The sequence below is a fragment of the Ruegeria sp. AP7 genome, assembly GCF_056539905.1.
In genome coordinates, this window is record NZ_JBQFVT010000012.1 from 14,804 (window position 1) to 32,630 (window position 17,827).

The window sequence follows — 17,827 nt, forward strand, 5'->3', positions numbered from 1 at the left end:
CAGATTTGATGCTGCCGGGCCAGTTTCATGTTATTCGCCCAGAATCTCTTCGATTTTGGCGAACGAGGCTTTGTCTTGTTCGATCTGTGCGTTGGAAGCATCCGGATCCTGCCAGTAGATCAGCGCACCCGTTTCCTCGGCAAGCTGCTTGGCCTTATCTGAACTCAGGGCCTTTTGCGCGGCTGCGGTGATCTTTTCACGTGCATCGGCTGGAGTGTCTTTGTGCACGAATAGGCCGTTCCAAAGTGCCAAAGGCAGATCAGGGTTAAGTTCAACAACGGTTGGCGTGTCAGGAACCAGCGATATCCGCTCTCCTCCGATGCTGGCCAAGACGTTCACCTGATCCAAGCAGGGAAGTATGAGTTGAAGCGTGGTGTTGATCACATCCACGTCGCCCGAAGCCAATGTGTTGCAGTCCAGTGCGTCGAAAGCGGCTTCGCTCGCGAAATCAAACCCGCTGCTAACAGCAGCTGCAAATGTTACCTGTGTGGGTGGCAGCACAGAACCGAAATGCCCCAATGCAACGTCGTTTTCCTTACCGTGCTCTACCAATTCCGCCCAAGTCGAAAAGGGCGCATCCTTGCTGGATGCGATCACAAATGGGTAGGTCAGGAAAATGCCAATCGGGTCAAAGGGATTGGGGTTCAGCTCGGGAATACCAATGTCAGGGCCGATCACCGGTACACCTATGACGAAAGAGCCCACTGTATATCCATCCGCCGGAGCTGTAGCCACTTCAACCGCGCCGGGAAACGGGCCTCCGCCACCGCCGGGCTTGTTAACCACTGCTGCGGGAACACCGTACATCGCCTGAAATTCGTCGGCGATGAGGCGGGTTAGCACATCCTCAAGGTCACCCGGTGGCCATGGCACAACAAAAGAAACGGGTTTTTCAGGATAGTCAGCCAAAACAGCGCTGGCACTGAGGGCCATTGCTGCGGCAGTAGCCATGAATTTTTTCATTACGTCCTCCCAAGCGGTTCATATATTGAAACACAGTATCAATTTTTTTATTGCTGTGTTAAGCTTTATTGTTGCTGTGTTAAGCTCTTTCTGTCAAGATAATTGTGAAACAAAGGACTGGATCATGGGGACTGCACTGAAAGTACTGAAACTTTTGGATAGCTTTTCTCTGCAACAACCTGAGCTTGGGTTGTCGCAGATTGCTCGGATGAATCAGATCAACAAGGCGACTGCACTACGGTATCTGACGAACCTGGCGGATTACGGCATGGTCGAACAGGACCCACAATCCAAACTGTATTCGATCGGTACCGCCCCCCTTCGTTTGGCCAATCTACGAGAGGCCGCCAAACCACGGCTGACAGCGGCCCGAAAAATTATGAAGGCGCAGGTGCTTAAAGTGCATGAAACGATGCACATGTCACTTTTGAAATCCGATCTACTGCAAACCACTTTGGTTGAAGAAACACAGGCTCATTCCGTTCGCATAAGTATCGGCGCCTCAGAAATTTTGCCTTTGCATGCGACCGCCTCGGGCATCGTTTCACTGGCGTTTGGCCCCAGAAATCTATTGCAACACGTACTCGATGGGTCGCTACCAATCTATTCCGAACACACCCTGACAAACCCCGATCGCCTGATGGATCTGGTCGATGAAACACGGCACAAAGGGTGGTGCGAAAGTGTGAGCGGCTATGAAACAGGCGTACACGGGTTCGCCGCACCAATCTTCGGCGAGGAACAAACCGCGATTGGAGCCATCGCCTGCGTCATTCCGCAGCCTCGGGTCACATCGGACCTGCGGATTGCCGTGCTCGACGCACTGAGCATTGCCTCAAAGGAGATCACATCAGTCTATGGCGGACAGTTTCATGCCAATTACCGCCTGAATCAGTTGCAGACCAGTTGATACCGACACGACGACAGAGAGAGCCATGAAAGACTCAAACTTCCTGAAAGAAAACAACGCGCGATATTTCTGGCATCCGATGGCCCATCCGGCGGACAGTCAAAAAAACCCTCCCACTATTCTAAGTGGCGGTGAAGGGGTCAGCATCGTGGATGTTGATGGCCACCGGGCACTGGATGCAGTCGGTGGTCTGTGGAACGTGAATCTGGGCTATTCCTGCGAACCAGTAAAGCAGGCCATTGCGGACCAGTTGAACGCCCTACCCTACTATTCCACGTTTCGTGGGACCAGCAACGACAAGGCAATCGAACTATCCTATGAGCTTGCGCAGTTCTTTGAACCTGATGGCCTGACACGCGCGTTTTTCACCTCGGGCGGTTCGGACTCGGTAGAGTTCGCCCTGAAAATGGCCCGCCAATACCACAAAATTCGCGGTGAGGCCGGCCGCACCAAGTTCATCAGTCTGAAGCAGGGTTATCACGGCACGCACTTTGCAGCTGCCTCGGTCAATGGAAATCAAAAATTTCGCGCAGCCTACGAGCCCATGTTGCCGGGATGTTTTCACGTCACCGCGCCTTGGACCTATCGCAACCCGTTTGATGAGACCGATCCAGCACGGCTAGCGCAGCTTTGCGTAAAAACGTTAGAAGCCGAAATCGCATTTCAGGGTGCAAACACCGTTGCGGCGTTCATTATGGAACCCGTTCTCGGCGCAGGGGGAGTGATCCCACCACATCACAGCTTCATGCCCATGGTGCGCGAAGTTTGCTCGAAACACGGTATTTTGTTGATTTCGGACGAGATCATTACCGCCTTTGGCCGAACAGGTAGCGAAAGCGGCGCGCGGCATTGGGGCGTGAAACCAGACATAATGACCACGGCCAAAGCGATTACAAATGGCTATTTTCCGTTCGGTGCAACGTTGATTTCTGGCGCAGTGGCCGAGGTGTTTGAAACCGACACCACTGGTCTGGCATCGGTTGATCAGGGGTATACATATTCGGGCCATCCAGTCGGCGCAGCGGCAGCACTTGCCGCACTGTCCGAAATTAACCGCCTGCGGGTCTGGGAAAACGCCGCCGCACGTGGAGACGAACTCTTTTCCGGATTGCAAAAGCTGACCGAAAAATATGACGTCATCGGTGACGTGCGTGGGGGAGAGGGCCTCATGTGTGCGCTAGAATTGGTTTCAGATCGCAAAACAAAAGCACCAATCGCGAAACACTTGCCTCTACAAGTACAAAAAACAGCCTATGAAGACGGTGTAATGGTTCGTGTGTCCGGCAATAACATTATCCTGTCACCACCTCTGGTGATCACTTCGGAAGATGTGGCCAAAATCCTCTCGGCGCTTGATACCGGACTGGCCAGTCTCTGACTTGTCTACTGACCTCGTTTTTTTGCCAGGACGGGGTCAGACTTTAACCTCTTGCAGCTCCTCGAGAAGATCCAGAAGTTGATCTAGCTTTTCACGTCCAAGCTGCGCTTCGATATTGTTCGATATTGCAAGCGATGTGGCGAGATTGTTCTCTAATATCATTCGACCCGCGTCGGTGATCTGCACCATAGTCCGGCGCTTATCCTCATTGTCTTGACGGCGTGTAATCTGCCCGTCTGCCTCCATCGTCCGTAGAATACGGGTCACACTGGGTAAAAGCAGGCAAGCCTCATGCGCAATTGCGCTTTGCTCCACCTCTCCCAACTCATCCAGTACGCGCAGAATTCGCCATTTCTGTTCGGTCAGGCGAATACCCTGCAGCATATCCCGGATGGGTGCCATAACAGTTTCACGCGCGCGCAAAAGCGCAATTGGAAGAGATCGGGCGGTACTTTTGGTATGAGACTGAGTATTCATATGACCTTCTTAATCGTCAATTCCTGGTTTGCAAAGTTTAACAAGGCAAGTTCCTGCGACCGTGCCTGTTATTGTAAATTTATCTCTAACTAGCGCCCGCCGCTTCGGAGAATTTCCAGCAAGCCCTTTCAAGCGAAATGTTCCAACTGCGGCCAGTTAAGGCCACGATTTGGACACTATTATGGCTATTATCTTTTATTGTTGATGTTACGATCCGCTATTGGGAGCTATCTGAACCATGGTGCCAGCCGAAAACTCGGTCGCTATCGTTATGCCTTGCCTGAACGAGGCGGGGAACGATTTCTTCCTGTGTAATCAGAGCGCAACAAGCCTTGCAGATACTCGCTGAGCGATGCCAGCTATCAGGCGAAGTAATCGTTGCAGACAATGGCAGCACGGACGGCAGTCAAGCCCTAGCTGAAAAGGCCGCCGCCCGAGTCGTAAACATTCAAGAACCCGGTTATGGCGCTGCCCTTATTGGTGGTTTTGCGGCAAGCGACGCCACGTATCTGGTGATGGGCGACAGCGATTGTTCCTATGATTTCGTCGAAGCGGTTCCGATGATCGAAAAGTTGATGAATGGTGCCGAATTATGCATGGGCAATCGGTTTCGTGGCGAAATCAAGCCAGGTGCAATGCCCTGGATAAACCGTTATATCGGCAACCCGGCCTTGTCGGGCATTCTTAGAATTTTGTTTTGCACTGGTATCGGTGACGCCCATTGTGGCATCCGCGCCATCCGGCGAGAGGCATTGGAGCGGCTCAACCTATCTTCAACCGGGATGGAATTTGCTTCCGAGATGCTGCGGAAATCTGTGCTGCGGAAGCTGAATATAGCCGAGGTTCCTGTAACCTTGTCCCCTGACGGACGCGGCAGGGCACCACATTTAAATCCGTGGAGAGATGGGCTTCGGCACCTGATATACATGTTCTTGCTCAGCCCAACCTGGCTGTTTCTGGTGCCTGCACTGGTCCCGTTCCTCGCAGGATTTGCAATCACCGTTCTACTGCAACTTAGCGGAGATCAGGAAATGGCGCTGATCGGTGGCTTCAGGATCGGCGATCACTGGGCCGTCGCGGCGAGTGCGGCCATGGTCTTGGCCTTTCAGACGGAGGTGCTGTGGCTGGCGGCACTGATGTGCAGCTATCGGGATGGGCTACGATTGCCAACAGAACGCGCTCGGGTATTGTTCGGATATTCGCGCTTGCAATATTGGATCCTGGCCGGGCTTGTCCTTACATTTGGCGGCTTAATCTGGGCGGCCACTATCACCCCTGGCTGGATTGCCTCGGACTTTGCGGCATTGAACGAGATGCGCACTTTGATCGCTGCGTTCACGATGATTGTTATTGGGGTGCAAACGTTTTTTTCCGAGTTTTTGCTGTCTATGATTGCGGGCAATCGCTCGCGTCATTCAGCGGTTCTACCCGAACGTGGGAATGTCTCTGCCAATCCCGATCTAATGGCTTTGAACCAACCAACATGATCTTCAGTTGATCTGCCTATTCCATTGGATCTGATGGTTGCCGCCAACGCGCGGCATCCGATCGTAGCGTATCAGCCTTACAACGTTACAAGCTTCCCACGTCGCAGTTCGAGGGTCTCGGGCGCCAACGAGCGGCGGAACGTAGGGGCATGACTGACCAATAGAATTGCCTGAGGTAATCCCTGCAAAATTTCCAGAAGCCGTGCTTCATTCTTGGCATCAAGCGCGTTGGTCGGCTCGTCCAATAGTAACGCCTCAGGCTCCATCGCGAGTACGGTGGCAAGCGTCACCAACCGTTTTTCACCACCTGATAGTTTATGCGTGATACGGTCACGCAGATGCATCAGATCCAAATCGCTCAGCACTTTGTCAACGATGGCAAGCGCTTCGGTCGTGCTGCGCCCAAGATTGAGCGGGCCAAAAGCGATATCTTCTGCCACGGTCGGGCAAAACAACTGGTCGTCAGGGTCTTGGAACACCAGTCCTATACGGCGGCGAACCTCGTGAAAGTCGGCCTCGACACACCTATCCTTACCAAAGATGTTCACGCGCCCAGAAGAGGGCGCTTGAAGGCCAAGGACAATGCGAAAAAGTGTGGATTTTCCTGATCCATTTGGACCTGCAATCGACAACCGCTGGCCAGGTTCAAGCCGCAGCGACGCTCCGTCCAGAACCGGGGCCTGACCCGGGTACGAAAAGCAAATGTCTTCGAGATTAAGGATCGTCATTGAAAATCCAGAATAAGAAGGCTGACACAGATCGCACACATCATCGTGGCAAACAAATAATCCCGTCGGGTCAGGTTAAATTCCTGTAACAAAAGAAGCTGGCCCGAAAACCCTCGGCACTTCATCGCGTCCAGAATGCGCTCGGAACGTTCAATGGCGCGGATCAGCATCATACCGACCAGATAACCAAAGCTGCGATAGGTGTGCCAGTTGGTGCCCGGTCGGAAACCTCTGACTTTCATCGCGCCGCGCAGACGCAGGTACTCTTCGCGCAGCACCTCGATATAGCGGATCGTGAACATCAACAGATGCACAAGCACCCCCGGGCAGCGAAGTTTGTGCAATGCATGACCTAATGTGACAGGCTCCATCGACCCTACCAGGACCATCAGCGCCAGTATCACGGCGTTTGCCGTCAGCGCGATCTCAATGGCTTTCCAGAACCCCTGCCAGCTTGCCGCAAATCCAAAGAGGGTGAACATGGTGTCTCCGGGCATGGAGAATGGCAAAAGCACCAACATGAAGATGATAAAGCTGTCCATCATCGCCATACGTTTGAGAGTTCGGCGAATGGGCAACCGCGACATCAGCAACAGCCCGATCGAAACTGAAAGCGCGATCAACAATGACGGGATTGAACTTAGTGCAACGGTAAGGACGGCAAAGAGACATGTTATTACGATGCGCATCCGCGGATCCAAATCCACGATCACCCCGTAGGGCTCAATCCCACCTGCCTCGGCCAGAGTTTTGGCTTGGGGTTCCAGCGCATGGGCCATCAGGCGGCCATCTTCCGGCGCGCGGCGAAATAGAACCCGATGCCAAAGAGACCAACGATATACCCGATGCCCCCCAAAATACTTTGCATATCGTTATGTTCGCGATAGGCGGCAATTTCTCGGCGCAGGGGGCGGGTTTCGTCGCGCACCACTTTAGCGATCGCGGCGCGTTCTTGATCGGACAGAGACGCAACCATCACGGTTCCAACGCTTGCAACAGTCGTAGACTGAGCGCCGATCTCCGCAACCTCAGCGGCAACTCCCATGATCTCGGCCACCTCGTTTGCGGGCATTGTCACTTCTGCCACATGGCCCGCGCCAAGATCGGCCTTGAAGGTATGCGCAACAGGTTTTGTGGGGATATACAAAAAGAACCCGTCCCCATCGGTAACGGTGTGACCTAGTTCAGCACCATCGGGGCCGTAGACGAAAACTTCCTGGTCGCTTGCCATATCGCCATTGGAGAACCCCAGCTCACCCTCGATCGCTTCGCCAGCGGGGAAAACCCCCGCGATGACCTTGTGTGCGAGGGCCGAAATCGGTGTGAGCATCAGCGTGGCAATAACAACCAGTTGTTTCATGTTAAAACCGCCTTTTTGAACAGTTCCGGTTTCACCTTGCGCGCCAACATCACGGCAAACCCCGTAAGCATGGCTTCAATGCCCATAACCGGTATATGGGCGAAAAACACCAGCTTGGCCGCAGGCAGGAACGCGTCACCGGACATCGCCAGTGAAATGGCAACAAACGCGGTTGTGGCTGCGATTGAGAACGCCCCCCCGATACCGCCCCAAATCGCCCCCTGAATGGCCGAGCCTCGGGCGATGAGGCGGCCAAAGATCATCCAGGTCAGTACCGCTGGCAGAGCAATGTTCACGGTATTGATCCCCAAAACGGTCAGTCCACCAAATCCAAAGAAAACAGCCTGTAACAGCAGCCCGACAAACAAGGCCGGAAAGGCGGCCCAACCGAGTAGAAGCCCGGCCAGGCCATTCAGGATCAGATGCACAGAAGATGGGCCAATCGGCACATGAATCAGCGAAGCAACGAAGAAACTGGCTGACAGAACACCCGCTGTGGGAATGCGATCCAGATCCAGCGACCTCAGCCCCATTGCAATCCCGCCTGCAGCAGCGATCGCACCGCCGATTACGACAGGGTTCGAAAGAGCACCATCTACAATGTGCATAAGGGCCTACTCCAGATCCCAGGCGCGGATCCAGATCACGGCATCCTGGCTCAGCTCTTTACCTTCATGCTCGGTTTTCGGACCAGAGCCCAGAGCGGCGAAACCCCAGTAACCGGCTTTGGGTACACCAAAACTGAAATATCCATTCTCGTCCGAAATCGCGACCAGTGCACCACCTGGCAGCGGCGACACCGTCGGTGCAGCGGCGCCCGTGCCTTTCAGGTCAGGGGCGGCGGCGATGTATTCGATCTCAATCTCGACCCCTGCAACTGGTTTGCCCTCGCTCAGCACGCGACCCGTGAAAGTTGAGCCCGCAATGATGTTGTAGGGCTTGTTCAGCGGCAGGATTTCTGTTGCCAGACCTTGCGGCTGATCCCAGTCGGTGGGCAGTTCATTTCGGTTCAGATAGGCCTTGGTGATCTGCTGGATATAAATATCCTCAGATTCTTCGTAGTAGGGCGCAGGAACGGTCACCACCACATAGTCGCCCGAACGCTTCACCGGGACCGAGCCTTTGAACGCCTTGGCGCTGTTGTCTGGGCCGTCAAATGTGGTTTCTTCCAATGTGTCCAGCAGATCGGTTTTACTGCCGTTGTGGATCACATAGAATTCTTCCGGTTTTTCAAGCGTCATCACATGACCGGCTTCAAACGGGTGCCAGAATATCAGCTTTACCGGCACATCACCGGGTCGCTCGATCATCGTGTTTTCTGTGTATTCCAGTAGGAAATGAGCGCTCGCAAACGTAGGCATCACTGCAGCAGCTGCGGCTGCCAAAAACAATATCTTCAAAACTCAGTCCTTCTCAGGTCGCGCCTTCCCCGGCACATATTTGGTTTTGACTTGGGGAGGGCCCGCGTCCGTTCGTCGACCGAGACAAACGGATACAGCGCACACCCCGTCGCCGACAATGAGCACCCTTTCCGAGGGCGCGTGTTCGGCAGGTCTCCTGACTTGCGGGTCAAAGCGCTATGCTGGCCTTCCCGGGATATCCCAGTGGCATTGTCAGCCGCGCTCGCCGCTTACAGTTGCGGGGGCAGTTGCAGATTTGGCGCGAAGAGCACCGTACTACATTCCCTATTGCTTCCGGGGGAATCCCCCGGAACCGAACATGGCGTGTTCATGCCAGAACATGCAAAGCGCGGTCAACAATCGTTTCCGTCACTAAGCAGGCCATTTGCGAAATTAGAGTACCCACATTCGCTCGATCAGTATCGGATCGATCCTGACAGCTTCATCACAGCCGTATTACAGCCATCTTATCTTGCGTCATGTCATGCATGGTGTAGCCGATACCGCCGGTGTTGTACCCTGATTGACGGCGACCCGCGAATGGCATCCAGTCGACCCGAAAAGCAGTATGATCGTTCACCATGACGGCCGTGGCGTCCAAATACCGCACGGCATGCATTGCTGTATCCAGGGATTTGGTAAAGACCGACGCCTGAAATGCAAAAGGAAGAGCGTTTGCAGCGTCGTATGCAGCACTAAGATCATCATATTCATAAACACAAACAACCGGCCCGAAGATTTCGGAGGTGGACACACTCGCATCAGCCGGTGGGTTTAGAAGGACAGTCGGTGCATAGGTCGTTCGGCCCAGCCGTTTACCCCCTGTCATTACGCGGGCACCTCCCGCAACCGCTTCGTCTACCCATTGTTCTACGCGATCAACTTCACCCGGACGGATCAGTGGCCCACATTCCACGCTGGCGTCACGGGCATCACCCACCTTCAGCGCTGACGCGGCTTCTGCCAACTTTCGAGCGACCGTTTCCGCCATCCCTGATGGAGCAAAAACACGCTGAACCGAGACACAAACTTGACCGGAATGATAAAATCCACCCTTGGTCAACAAGGGGATCATGGCATCAATGTCGGCTGTCTCATCGATGATAACTGGCGCCGCTCCGCCGTGCTCCAACGCGCATCGCGTCCCCGGCGCCAGCTTCGAGCGCAGCATCCACCCGACACGTGCCGATCCGATGAAAGAAAAGAATCCGACGCGCGCGTCCGTGATCATCCGTTCAGCTACATCATTTTGGCAAATCGCCAGATGGCACCACTCCTTTGGCAGGCCAGCCTCATACAGGATGTCGACAAATGCTTCGCATGACAGTGGTGTATCAAGCGCCGGTTTGACGAGGACCGGGCATCCAGTGGCCACAGCCGGGGCCACCTGATGTACGATCAAGTTCAACGGATGGTTAAACGCGCTTGCGGCAACCACAACGCCGATGGGTTCACGCTGTGTAAAGGCAATCCGACCCGATCCTGCTACTGTCAGATCCATCGGTATTTCCCGGCCCGCCATCTGCCCGATTTCATGGATACACAGTTCGACACCATCAATAGCACGTGCCACTTCGATGCGCGCGTCAATCAAGGGTTTGCCACCTTCGCTGGCGATCAGCATCGCAAGGTCTTCCGCGCGGCCGGACATGATCCGGGCTGCATTCTTCAGAACCTCAATCCGCCTGTAAGCAGGCAACCAAGTGCCCCGATCACGGTGCAGACCGTGTGCCACGTTCAGCATCACATTGATATCGTTCCAGCTTTTAACCTCGACACTGCCGATTTTCTCAAGATCAAACGGGTTCAGAACTTCAACAACATTACTCATATCAGACAGACCTTCGCCGCAAGCTCATCAATGAGGACACGTTGGTTTTCACTGTAATCGACCGGCAAGTCGATCAGATGCACACCACCTGCTTCAAACGCTTTTTCAAAGGTAGGCACCAGATCTTCTGTCCTTTCGACCCGATGACCCGCAGCACCATAGCTGTTGGCGTATTGCACAAAATCAGGATTCTTGAATTCCAATCCCCAATCATCAAACCCCGCATGCGACTGCTTCCAACGGATCATTCCGTACGAGCTGTCATTCAGAACAGTAACAACCAGATTGAGGCCAAGACGAACGGCGGTTTCAATCTCCTGGCTGTTCATCATGAACCCTCCGTCACCGCAAATGGCCATGACCCTGCGTTCGGGATATAGCTTCGCTGCCATCATGGCCGAAGGTAAACCTGCCCCCATGGTGGCAAGCGCGTTGTCCAACAAAACCGTATTGGGCTGATAGGCCTGATAATTTCTGGCGTACCAAATTTTGTAGATACCGTTGTCCAAAGCGATGATATCGCAATCCCCCATGACTTTGCGTGTGTCAGCTACAAACCGCTGGGGGATGACCGGAAAGCGCGGATCATCAGCGCGTTCTGATGTGTGTAGATCGGTCTCGTTTTTGACCCGCTGGAAGTAACTGCGGTCAAATTCCAAAGGTCCTTGCAGGAACTCACCCAATTTGGAGATGGATTGCGCCAGATCACCAACCACTTCAACTTGAGGGAAATAAACCTGATCGACCTGCGCGGCCTTGTAGTTAACATGGATCACTTTGGTGCCGCCCTCTTCCATGAAGAACGGCGGTTTTTCCACAACATCGTGACCCACATTGATGATCAGATCAGCGCGTTCGATGGCGCAGTGCAGATAATCACCATCCGACAGAGCGGCTGTGCCCAAAAACAGTTCGGAGCGCTCATCCACGACACCCTTACCCATCTGAGTATCGAAAAATGGAATCTGAGTATCGTTCACGAACTTGCTCAGTGCGCTGCGGGCGTGTTTTCGGTTCGCCCCGGCCCCCAAAAGCAAAAGCGGCATCCTGGCAGCGCGGATCATCTCAGCCGCTTCGGTCAGAACTGCATCACCGGCCACGGCATAGTGACGCTGATGCGGTTCAAGAACATGCTCAGAAGTCTCTTCGGCTGCAATGTCTTCCGGAAGTTCCAACAAAACCGCGCCGGGGCGTTCCTCTTGCGCGACACGAAAGGCTTCGCGGATCAATGAGGGGATAGTGTTGCCGTGTACAATCTGTTTGGACATTTTACAGATCGGATCGAACAGCCCAACAATATCGACAATCTGAAACTGGCCCTGTTTCGACTTCTTGATGGGTTTCTGCCCCGTGATCATGATCAGCGGCATACCACCCAGATGAGCATAGGCCGCTGGTGTGGCAAAGTTCGTAGCCCCCGGCCCCAGCGTCGCCATGCAGACCCCGGCCTTACCCGTCAGACGTCCATAGGTCGCAGCCATGAAAGCCGCTCCTTGTTCGTGACGCGTGAGAACCAACTCAATTTTTGAGGTTCTTAGAGATTCCAGAACATCCAGGTTCTCTTCTCCCGGAACAGCAAAGATGTACTCAACACCCTCCGCCTCAAGCGCTGCGACCAGCAGATCAGAAGCTTTATTAATTGGCGATACGATTTGGTCATTGGTAGACATGTAATCTCCTGATTTCACGACAGATCGGTGAGCTTGGGGTGGCCACGAAACTAAATGTACCACCATTTTGAACGAGGTTCAGGTCCATCGATTAACCACCGGCTTGTAATCGCTGTCGCTAGGGAAACAGCTTATCCTCAGAATTGGGTTCCGCGCTTATCGACTAACAATCGCAACTGAGTGGTCCTTCGCTCCCTGCTCCACTGTCTGCAATGGGCAATACGCAAAATGAGCCACTCCAATGGAGTGCAGATCACGCGTCGATCCGAGCGGAACAGTTGAAGAAACATTTTTGTAGGTGCACCCAATCCCTGACTGCTCTGACTGATTGAGGGGCGTTTCCACACGATCCTGAACAAAGAAATATTGCCAAAATAACCCGCACAAACGCTCAAAAACGAGACAACACCGGGCGACCACGGGAAAATTACGCCACATGGCCCTGTCGAATTGGGTGATTACCCAGACGTGAATCACAATGAGCCAAAGAACTGCAAGGCCAACGAGAGAACTGGATAGCTGCAACATGTTCTTTGGCTCGTTCTTGGTTCGACTTAGGCCCAGCCTAGGTGCGCTGCAATCAAGTCGATGGCTGAATATTCAAACTAGATTGGAACTGGAACGTCCATAATCCAGCACAGAGCTCATCACGTATTGGTGAAGTGATATCTACGCGGTAACAAAATGAGCGCGGAGACAGAACAGCCGTAATCCGTCAGTCTCGAAACACCCTGTCCTTTACGCGTATGACTGGCTTCGTCAGATACTCCAGCATTGTTTTTGGTTCGGACAGCATATCAACTTGAGCAACCATACCCGGTATCACGCCCAGATTCTGCCCATCCGCATCCGCCAACGCTCCAACCAGCCATATCTCCACGACATAGACCGACGTTTCTTCATCCGGGGCAAGTACCGTACCCGCACCGATGCGCGTTACCCGCCCGTCCAGTGCACCATAGCGTGAAGCGTCATATGCCGTAATACGTACCTTTATCTCCAGATCAGGTCGAATAAAGGCAATGTCATCCGGCGCGACAAAGGCCTCGACTGTGACGGTTTCACCAATCGATACGATTTCAACTACGGTCTGACCCTGCTGGACCACTCCGCCCAAAGTCGAAATCAAAACCTGATTGACAATGCCGCGTGTCGGTGCGCGAATTTCGGCACGTGCGAGGCGGGTCTGAAAGGCTGGAATACGGGTTTCAAGCGGAGCCAGTTTGTGAGCCTCTCCATCTGAAATGGTCCACCGCTATGTTTAAGAAACGGAGTACCAAGAATAGCAAACAAGCGACCGAAGCCAGAAGAGATTGTCTAAACCGGCCAGAAATGATGTTCTCCTTCAGAGTCCCTGAGAACAGCCAGTAATCCTGCAACACAGCGCCAATATTGCGCGTCTTATCCGCCGGATCCACGGCACGCGCATCCAGACCATCCAGCATGACCGCCCCGGCATCTGGTTCATACAAACCCAAGATCAAGCGCGCCAGATTGCTTTTCCCAGACCCAATCGGGCCCTATATCGCTACTTTTCCGCCCGGTTTGATCGCTAAATCGATATCCTTAAGAATCGAACCCAACGCGTCATCGTAAGCAAAACTCACACCTTTGAAGTCAATCTGACCTTCGATCCTGCGCCGAGACAAATAGCGCCAACCAGGCTGACGCTCGACCTCTTGCACCATCATCGCATCGATCTGGTGATAAGCCACGCGCGCTTTGCTCGGACGCGTCAGTACCTGCGCCAACTGGGACAGAGGCGACTGGGTTTTGCCCGTCAAGATCACGCAAGCGATCAGTGCTCCCATGGAGATCACCCCGTCCCGGATCAGGAACACACCGAAAAACACAATCGTTACCTGCGTGATCTGTTGAACCAGAAAGGTAAGGTTCACCGTTCCCTATGACAGCAAACGCGTCCTGCCGGAACTATCTGCCTGCGCGCGTACCGTCTCCTCCCAGCGGGCGCGCATGACCGGTTCGGCACCGGTCGTCTTGAGCGTTTCCATCCCCGTCTGCGTTTCCATCAGAACTGATTGTTTGATCTGACCATCAACACTAGATTCACGCGCATATTGGCTGAGGAATGGCTGCGCCAAATGCCCCGAAAGCAACGTAATCTGCACAGCAATTGCCGGAACCAGCGCGAGAGGACCGCCGATGGCTCAGATCACACCGATAAATACAAATAGGAAGGGCAAATCGACCAAAGCAACCAGAGAGGCTGAGGTGAAAAAGTCACGTACCACCTCAAGGTCCCGCAGGATCGAGCCCATTCGCCCATTCTGACCCTACGTGACTTCATCTTGAGCGTCATCAACTGATTGAACAGCCGTTCGGCGATCTTCCTATCCGCCCGTTTCCCTGCTGTGTCAATGAAACGCGACCGTAGATTTTGGATAAGAAAGTTAAACAGCAACGCAAAGGCAACACCAGCAACCAAGGCCAATAGACTGTCGATCGTTTCATCCGGCAGGATGCGATCATAGAAAACCATCGTGAACGGAGAGGTCGCCAGTCCAAGTACGCTGGTTACCACGGCGGCCAAAACCAATGCCCTGTGACGCTGAACGGTCCTCCTCCGAGCGGCGCGCAGAACCCCGCGCGCTTTGCTCGGACGCGGGTCCTCTAGCCGCCAAATTTGCGGCTCGGATGTTCCAGTACAGACATCAATCACTGGAAATCGTTCCTTATCCTTTCGATTCAGCACTACAAAAGGGGAGCCCTCGGCAAAGGCCCAGAACCGGAAAGAGGATCGGATCAAGCTTCAACAACCGTGCCTTGCCGAAATCCGCCCTGTAACCCGCCACCTCCAACGCACTTACAGCGTCTTCGACGGCATAAGCATCAGACTTGCCCTTAAAAACCCGAAACAGATCTGCCTCGGACAGAGCATGGCCTAGATGTTCCGTTAATAGCTGGAGATGATTGATCAGCGGGTCGGATGTGGCTGAATTCATCGGGACTGTCACAAGGTCGGATCGGTAGGCTGAGCGACACCCAAAGCGTCCAGGATGTCACCGGTGACCGCCAGCACAGCATATTCGGCGCGACGCGCCTGAGCTTCAAGTTGAATTACCCGCACCTGTGCAAGGTTCAGTTCGCGCAATGCATCCAATATCTGAACCAATGTGCTGCGCCCAATATTAAACTGACCCCGTGCAGCATCTAGCGCCTGCTCATTGATCTCGACCGCGCGTCGGGCTGTCGCTAGCCGCCGTTGGATTGAATTGGTCTCTTCCAGCGCCCGAGACAGATTACGCTGCAACTCGCGGCGCAACTCCTCTTCATCGGCTTGGCTTTGTTGAAGATTCGCGCGCGCCGATTTCACGTTGGCCCGTGCGGAACCACCTTGGTAAATCGGAACTGTCACACCCAATCGAGCCTGCGCCCCATCGTCAATGAACCCCTGATCGAAATCAGTCTCAAGAATCGCGGACAGGGTCGGCCGAGTCGCCCGTTCCGCAACGATAACTTCTTGCTGGCGCACCTGGCTAACGGCAACCTGAGTCCGTAAACGTGGGCTGCGCTCAACCATCTCCTGCGCCGAAGACCCAGCCAAAGCCGGGGCCGGCGGGATCGTCGGAATAACACCGGGACGGGTCCCAAAAACTTCTACCCAGTTTGCGGTTGCCAGTTCCACTTCTGTCTGCGCTTGTGCCAGTTCTGTCTCGGCATTGGACCTGCGCCCTTGCCCGGCCAGCAGATCTGCAACAGATCCAGCCCCCGCATCAAAGCGTGACTGGAGGTCGTCAACCAATACATCCGTGCGGTCCAGATTCTGCCGAGCCTGCTGTTCGAGGCGACGATTGCGGTCCAGATTGACTATGGTTTCGATGGCCTCAAAACTTAATGCGTTCAGCTCTGACAACTCACTTAACCATGTCTGCCGGGCTTCGATCTGGCGCAATCCTACGCGACTGTTGACTTTGCCCCCATCATAAATGATCTGGCTCAACCGCAGGATTGGAACCGGATCACCGCCAGACGTCAAAGACGTCTCGGCCTCTATCTGCGGCAGAAATGCCCCCTGCTCTGCGTCGATTCGAGACTTCGATGCCAGAACGTTCAAGGTGCCTGCGGCTGTTGCGGGTGAGGTCGCGACCGAAGTTCGTACCAGCTCGGCAAAATCAGTATGTGCAACGCTTCCCTTCAGATTGTTCCTACCTGATGCGGGTGCTTCCACGGGTTTTGCAGTCGGATCAAAGGACTGAGTACCCTGAATATCTTCAGTGCAACCTGCCAAAACTATCGTGGTTATCAAAACCGACAACCAAGCATTCATGATGCCGATGCTCCTGGTATTAATTATGCGCCAGACAACAAATCATCGGTCAATATTCTTAACAAAGTGCTATTCAAAGTTCTCGTTAGAAGGGTATTTTGACGGACAAACAACCTTATGATTTGCACGCATATTTACATTCGAGCGTAACAACAACGGCGCACGTGCGGCCCCTAATGCACCATCTGCACGCAGCCAAAGACCGCTTCCTTCGACCTGCGATGCATTGTCGACTGCATCGGCCAGTTCCACATCCGTGATCGCAATGCCCAGCCAGATATCATCAATTCAAGCTTCAAATCACGGTTAACGTCATCTACCTGCGCCACAATCGACCTGTCGAAACCGCCACCCACATCCAGAAAATCGGCGCTCGAGCCCAGAATTAACCTTTGGCTCTTTTCTAAGTCGATACCGATCCCAAAAAACGCAGGCTAAACTTAGTAGCTGTAGACGCCTTCAAAAAGTAAAATACGATCGCGTGGATCGGTCAAAACCGAATTGTTTGTTGCAAGGGGCATCATAATGTTTGGAGCTCGCAACTCATAATTCGCCTCAAGCACGGCGCCAAATTCCGATCCCAGATTGTCTGTACGATAAGATAATATCACAAGTTTTGGTTGGGAGCGGAGCAACGCCTGATACAGGGCAGATTCTTCGCCTGCAGACTTCGTATTGTTGACAGCTTGTGCATCAAGCCAGAGGCGCGGCTCCATGCGACGACTGGGAATCATGCCAATGCCGTCAAAATAGGTATCTTCTTGCTCAAGTAGTTCTTCTGCTCGCTGAATAAGCGCAAATTGGTCACGGTTATCGTGGGCCAAATATTGAGCATTTCGCAGCGTGCTCAGCACAGCAACAATTACCAGAATGCCAATAACACGCGAATACCACGTTTCTGATCGCAGCATCAATCGGGCGACGGCGTCGGCACAATAGAAAGCCAGAAACGGCAGCACCATGACAAAAACGTATGGCCATGTTTGATTATGAAAAAAGACCAATGCAGAAAGCACTAAGGTAAAGACAAAATGTACCCGCGCAGCACTATCACATTTGGCAAATCGAGAGGCGGCTACAAAAAGCCCAAATATTATCAAACCATATTGCAGGGAATTTCGCTTGAGCGTTTGCCAGACGAACGCATCAAGTCCTTCGTAATAACTGCCCCCATTGAACGCGAGTTCCGCTGGCCCAAAGAAAAGCACGGCAAGAACCTGTGGCATCGCCGCGCCTCCTAATAGGACTCCGTAAACTGCTATTGCGGCTGCCCACCCCAGTAAAAGCATTACCCCACGCTTCACCGCGCAAAACGACCGAAAGCGATAATACACG

Annotated in this window: 20 protein-coding genes and 1 riboswitch; of the genes, 3 read left to right on the forward strand and 17 right to left on the reverse strand. The window is 53.6% G+C overall.

The window, feature by feature from the left end:
• Positions 1 to 30: 30 nt before the first annotated feature.
• Positions 31 to 963 (reverse strand): tripartite tricarboxylate transporter substrate binding protein, encoded by a 933-nt coding sequence (locus ACR0KN_RS17820; RefSeq protein WP_480655427.1) that lies wholly within the window; start codon positions 961 to 963, stop codon positions 31 to 33.
• Positions 964 to 1,087: 124 nt separating this feature from the next.
• On the opposite strand from ACR0KN_RS17820, the gene ACR0KN_RS17825 reads away from it, so the two are divergent.
• Entirely contained in the window at positions 1,088 to 1,873 is a 786-nt protein-coding gene (locus ACR0KN_RS17825) for an IclR family transcriptional regulator (RefSeq protein WP_480655429.1), read from the forward strand.
• Positions 1,874 to 1,898: 25 nt separating this feature from the next.
• Positions 1,899 to 3,251, forward strand: coding sequence for an aminotransferase class III-fold pyridoxal phosphate-dependent enzyme (locus ACR0KN_RS17830; protein WP_480655431.1), 1,353 nt, complete (start codon positions 1,899 to 1,901; stop codon positions 3,249 to 3,251).
• Between the two features lie 36 nt (positions 3,252 to 3,287).
• Here ACR0KN_RS17830 and hpaR read toward each other — a convergent pair whose 3' ends face one another.
• Entirely contained in the window at positions 3,288 to 3,728 is a 441-nt protein-coding gene (hpaR, locus tag ACR0KN_RS17835; protein WP_010443472.1) for a homoprotocatechuate degradation operon regulator HpaR, read from the reverse strand.
• Between the two features lie 332 nt (positions 3,729 to 4,060).
• On the opposite strand from hpaR, the gene ACR0KN_RS17840 reads away from it, so the two are divergent.
• Positions 4,061 to 5,215, forward strand: a complete 1,155-nt coding sequence (locus tag ACR0KN_RS17840; protein WP_480655433.1) for a glycosyltransferase family 2 protein — start codon at positions 4,061 to 4,063, stop codon at positions 5,213 to 5,215.
• Between the two features lie 77 nt (positions 5,216 to 5,292).
• Here the strand turns inward: ACR0KN_RS17840 and ACR0KN_RS17845 are convergent, their stop codons facing one another.
• The 15 genes from ACR0KN_RS17845 to ACR0KN_RS17915 all read right to left on the reverse strand — a co-directional run bounded on the left by ACR0KN_RS17845 (position 5,293) and on the right by ACR0KN_RS17915 (position 17,718).
• The gene (locus tag ACR0KN_RS17845; protein ID WP_480655435.1) at positions 5,293 to 5,943 is read right to left on the reverse strand and encodes an energy-coupling factor ABC transporter ATP-binding protein; all 651 of its coding nucleotides are present in this window, start codon (positions 5,941 to 5,943) and stop codon (positions 5,293 to 5,295) included.
• Positions 5,940 to 6,722, reverse strand: coding sequence for a cobalt ECF transporter T component CbiQ (gene cbiQ, locus ACR0KN_RS17850; RefSeq protein ID WP_480655437.1), 783 nt, complete (start codon positions 6,720 to 6,722; stop codon positions 5,940 to 5,942). Before cbiQ ends, ACR0KN_RS17845 begins: the two co-directional genes overlap by 4 nt.
• Positions 6,722 to 7,303, reverse strand: a complete 582-nt coding sequence (locus tag ACR0KN_RS17855) for a cobalt ABC transporter permease (protein ID WP_480655439.1) — start codon at positions 7,301 to 7,303, stop codon at positions 6,722 to 6,724. Before ACR0KN_RS17855 ends, cbiQ begins: the two co-directional genes overlap by 1 nt.
• Positions 7,300 to 7,911 carry a cobalt transporter CbiM gene (cbiM, locus tag ACR0KN_RS17860; RefSeq protein ID WP_480655441.1) on the reverse strand — a complete coding sequence of 204 codons (612 nt, stop codon included), beginning with the start codon at positions 7,909 to 7,911 and terminating at the stop codon, positions 7,300 to 7,302. Before cbiM ends, ACR0KN_RS17855 begins: the two co-directional genes overlap by 4 nt.
• Before the next feature lie 6 nt (positions 7,912 to 7,917).
• The gene (locus ACR0KN_RS17865) at positions 7,918 to 8,703 is read right to left on the reverse strand and encodes a DUF4198 domain-containing protein (RefSeq protein ID WP_480655443.1); all 786 of its coding nucleotides are present in this window, start codon (positions 8,701 to 8,703) and stop codon (positions 7,918 to 7,920) included.
• 130 nt (positions 8,704 to 8,833) lie between these two features.
• A riboswitch (cobalamin riboswitch) is annotated at positions 8,834 to 9,036 on the reverse strand.
• Positions 9,037 to 9,148: 112 nt separating this feature from the next.
• Positions 9,149 to 10,534, reverse strand: coding sequence for an aldehyde dehydrogenase family protein (locus ACR0KN_RS17870; RefSeq protein ID WP_480655445.1), 1,386 nt, complete (start codon positions 10,532 to 10,534; stop codon positions 9,149 to 9,151).
• Positions 10,531 to 12,204: an acetolactate synthase large subunit gene (locus ACR0KN_RS17875; RefSeq protein WP_480655447.1), complete on the reverse strand. Its 1,674-nt coding sequence runs from the start codon at positions 12,202 to 12,204 to the stop codon at positions 10,531 to 10,533. Before ACR0KN_RS17875 ends, ACR0KN_RS17870 begins: the two co-directional genes overlap by 4 nt.
• Positions 12,205 to 12,919: 715 nt before the next feature.
• Positions 12,920 to 13,312, reverse strand: a complete 393-nt coding sequence (locus ACR0KN_RS17880; protein ID WP_480655449.1) for a beta-barrel domain-containing protein — start codon at positions 13,310 to 13,312, stop codon at positions 12,920 to 12,922.
• A gap of 100 nt (positions 13,313 to 13,412) precedes the next feature.
• The gene (locus tag ACR0KN_RS17885; protein ID WP_480655587.1) at positions 13,413 to 13,718 is read right to left on the reverse strand and encodes an ATP-binding cassette domain-containing protein; all 306 of its coding nucleotides are present in this window, start codon (positions 13,716 to 13,718) and stop codon (positions 13,413 to 13,415) included.
• 6 nt (positions 13,719 to 13,724) lie between these two features.
• The gene (locus tag ACR0KN_RS17890) at positions 13,725 to 14,102 is read right to left on the reverse strand and encodes a hypothetical protein (protein ID WP_480655451.1); all 378 of its coding nucleotides are present in this window, start codon (positions 14,100 to 14,102) and stop codon (positions 13,725 to 13,727) included.
• 6 nt (positions 14,103 to 14,108) lie between these two features.
• The gene (locus ACR0KN_RS17895) at positions 14,109 to 14,333 is read right to left on the reverse strand and encodes a hypothetical protein (RefSeq protein ID WP_480655453.1); all 225 of its coding nucleotides are present in this window, start codon (positions 14,331 to 14,333) and stop codon (positions 14,109 to 14,111) included.
• A gap of 564 nt (positions 14,334 to 14,897) precedes the next feature.
• Positions 14,898 to 15,167 (reverse strand): hypothetical protein, encoded by a 270-nt coding sequence (locus ACR0KN_RS17900; RefSeq protein ID WP_480655455.1) that lies wholly within the window; start codon positions 15,165 to 15,167, stop codon positions 14,898 to 14,900.
• 8 nt (positions 15,168 to 15,175) lie between these two features.
• Complete coding sequence (locus ACR0KN_RS17905) at positions 15,176 to 16,492, reverse strand: TolC family protein (RefSeq protein WP_480655457.1); 1,317 nt, start codon at positions 16,490 to 16,492, stop codon at positions 15,176 to 15,178.
• Between the two features lie 69 nt (positions 16,493 to 16,561).
• A complete protein-coding gene (locus ACR0KN_RS17910) occupies positions 16,562 to 16,744 on the reverse strand; it encodes a hypothetical protein (protein WP_480655459.1) in 183 nt (60 codons plus the stop codon).
• Positions 16,745 to 16,932: 188 nt separating this feature from the next.
• Positions 16,933 to 17,718, reverse strand: coding sequence for a DUF7056 domain-containing protein (locus ACR0KN_RS17915; RefSeq protein WP_480655461.1), 786 nt, complete (start codon positions 17,716 to 17,718; stop codon positions 16,933 to 16,935).
• Between the last annotated feature and the right edge of the window lie 109 nt (positions 17,719 to 17,827).

Coding starts and splice junctions, on each gene's coding strand:
- ACR0KN_RS17820 (WP_480655427.1), bottom strand. CDS start 963: ATGAAAAAATTCATGGCTACTGCCGCAGCAATGGCCCTCAGTGCCAGC.
- ACR0KN_RS17825 (WP_480655429.1), top strand. CDS start 1,088: ATGGGGACTGCACTGAAAGTACTGAAACTTTTGGATAGCTTTTCTCTG.
- ACR0KN_RS17830 (WP_480655431.1), top strand. CDS start 1,899: ATGAAAGACTCAAACTTCCTGAAAGAAAACAACGCGCGATATTTCTGG.
- hpaR (WP_010443472.1), bottom strand. CDS start 3,728: ATGAATACTCAGTCTCATACCAAAAGTACCGCCCGATCTCTTCCAATT.
- ACR0KN_RS17845 (WP_480655435.1), bottom strand. CDS start 5,943: ATGACGATCCTTAATCTCGAAGACATTTGCTTTTCGTACCCGGGTCAG.
- cbiQ (WP_480655437.1), bottom strand. CDS start 6,722: ATGGCCCATGCGCTGGAACCCCAAGCCAAAACTCTGGCCGAGGCAGGT.
- ACR0KN_RS17855 (WP_480655439.1), bottom strand. CDS start 7,303: ATGAAACAACTGGTTGTTATTGCCACGCTGATGCTCACACCGATTTCG.
- cbiM (WP_480655441.1), bottom strand. CDS start 7,911: ATGCACATTGTAGATGGTGCTCTTTCGAACCCTGTCGTAATCGGCGGT.
- ACR0KN_RS17870 (WP_480655445.1), bottom strand. CDS start 10,534: ATGAGTAATGTTGTTGAAGTTCTGAACCCGTTTGATCTTGAGAAAATC.
- ACR0KN_RS17875 (WP_480655447.1), bottom strand. CDS start 12,204: ATGTCTACCAATGACCAAATCGTATCGCCAATTAATAAAGCTTCTGAT.
- ACR0KN_RS17900 (WP_480655455.1), bottom strand. CDS start 15,167: ATGAATTCAGCCACATCCGACCCGCTGATCAATCATCTCCAGCTATTA.
- ACR0KN_RS17905 (WP_480655457.1), bottom strand. CDS start 16,492: ATGAATGCTTGGTTGTCGGTTTTGATAACCACGATAGTTTTGGCAGGT.
- ACR0KN_RS17915 (WP_480655461.1), bottom strand. CDS start 17,718: ATGCCACAGGTTCTTGCCGTGCTTTTCTTTGGGCCAGCGGAACTCGCG.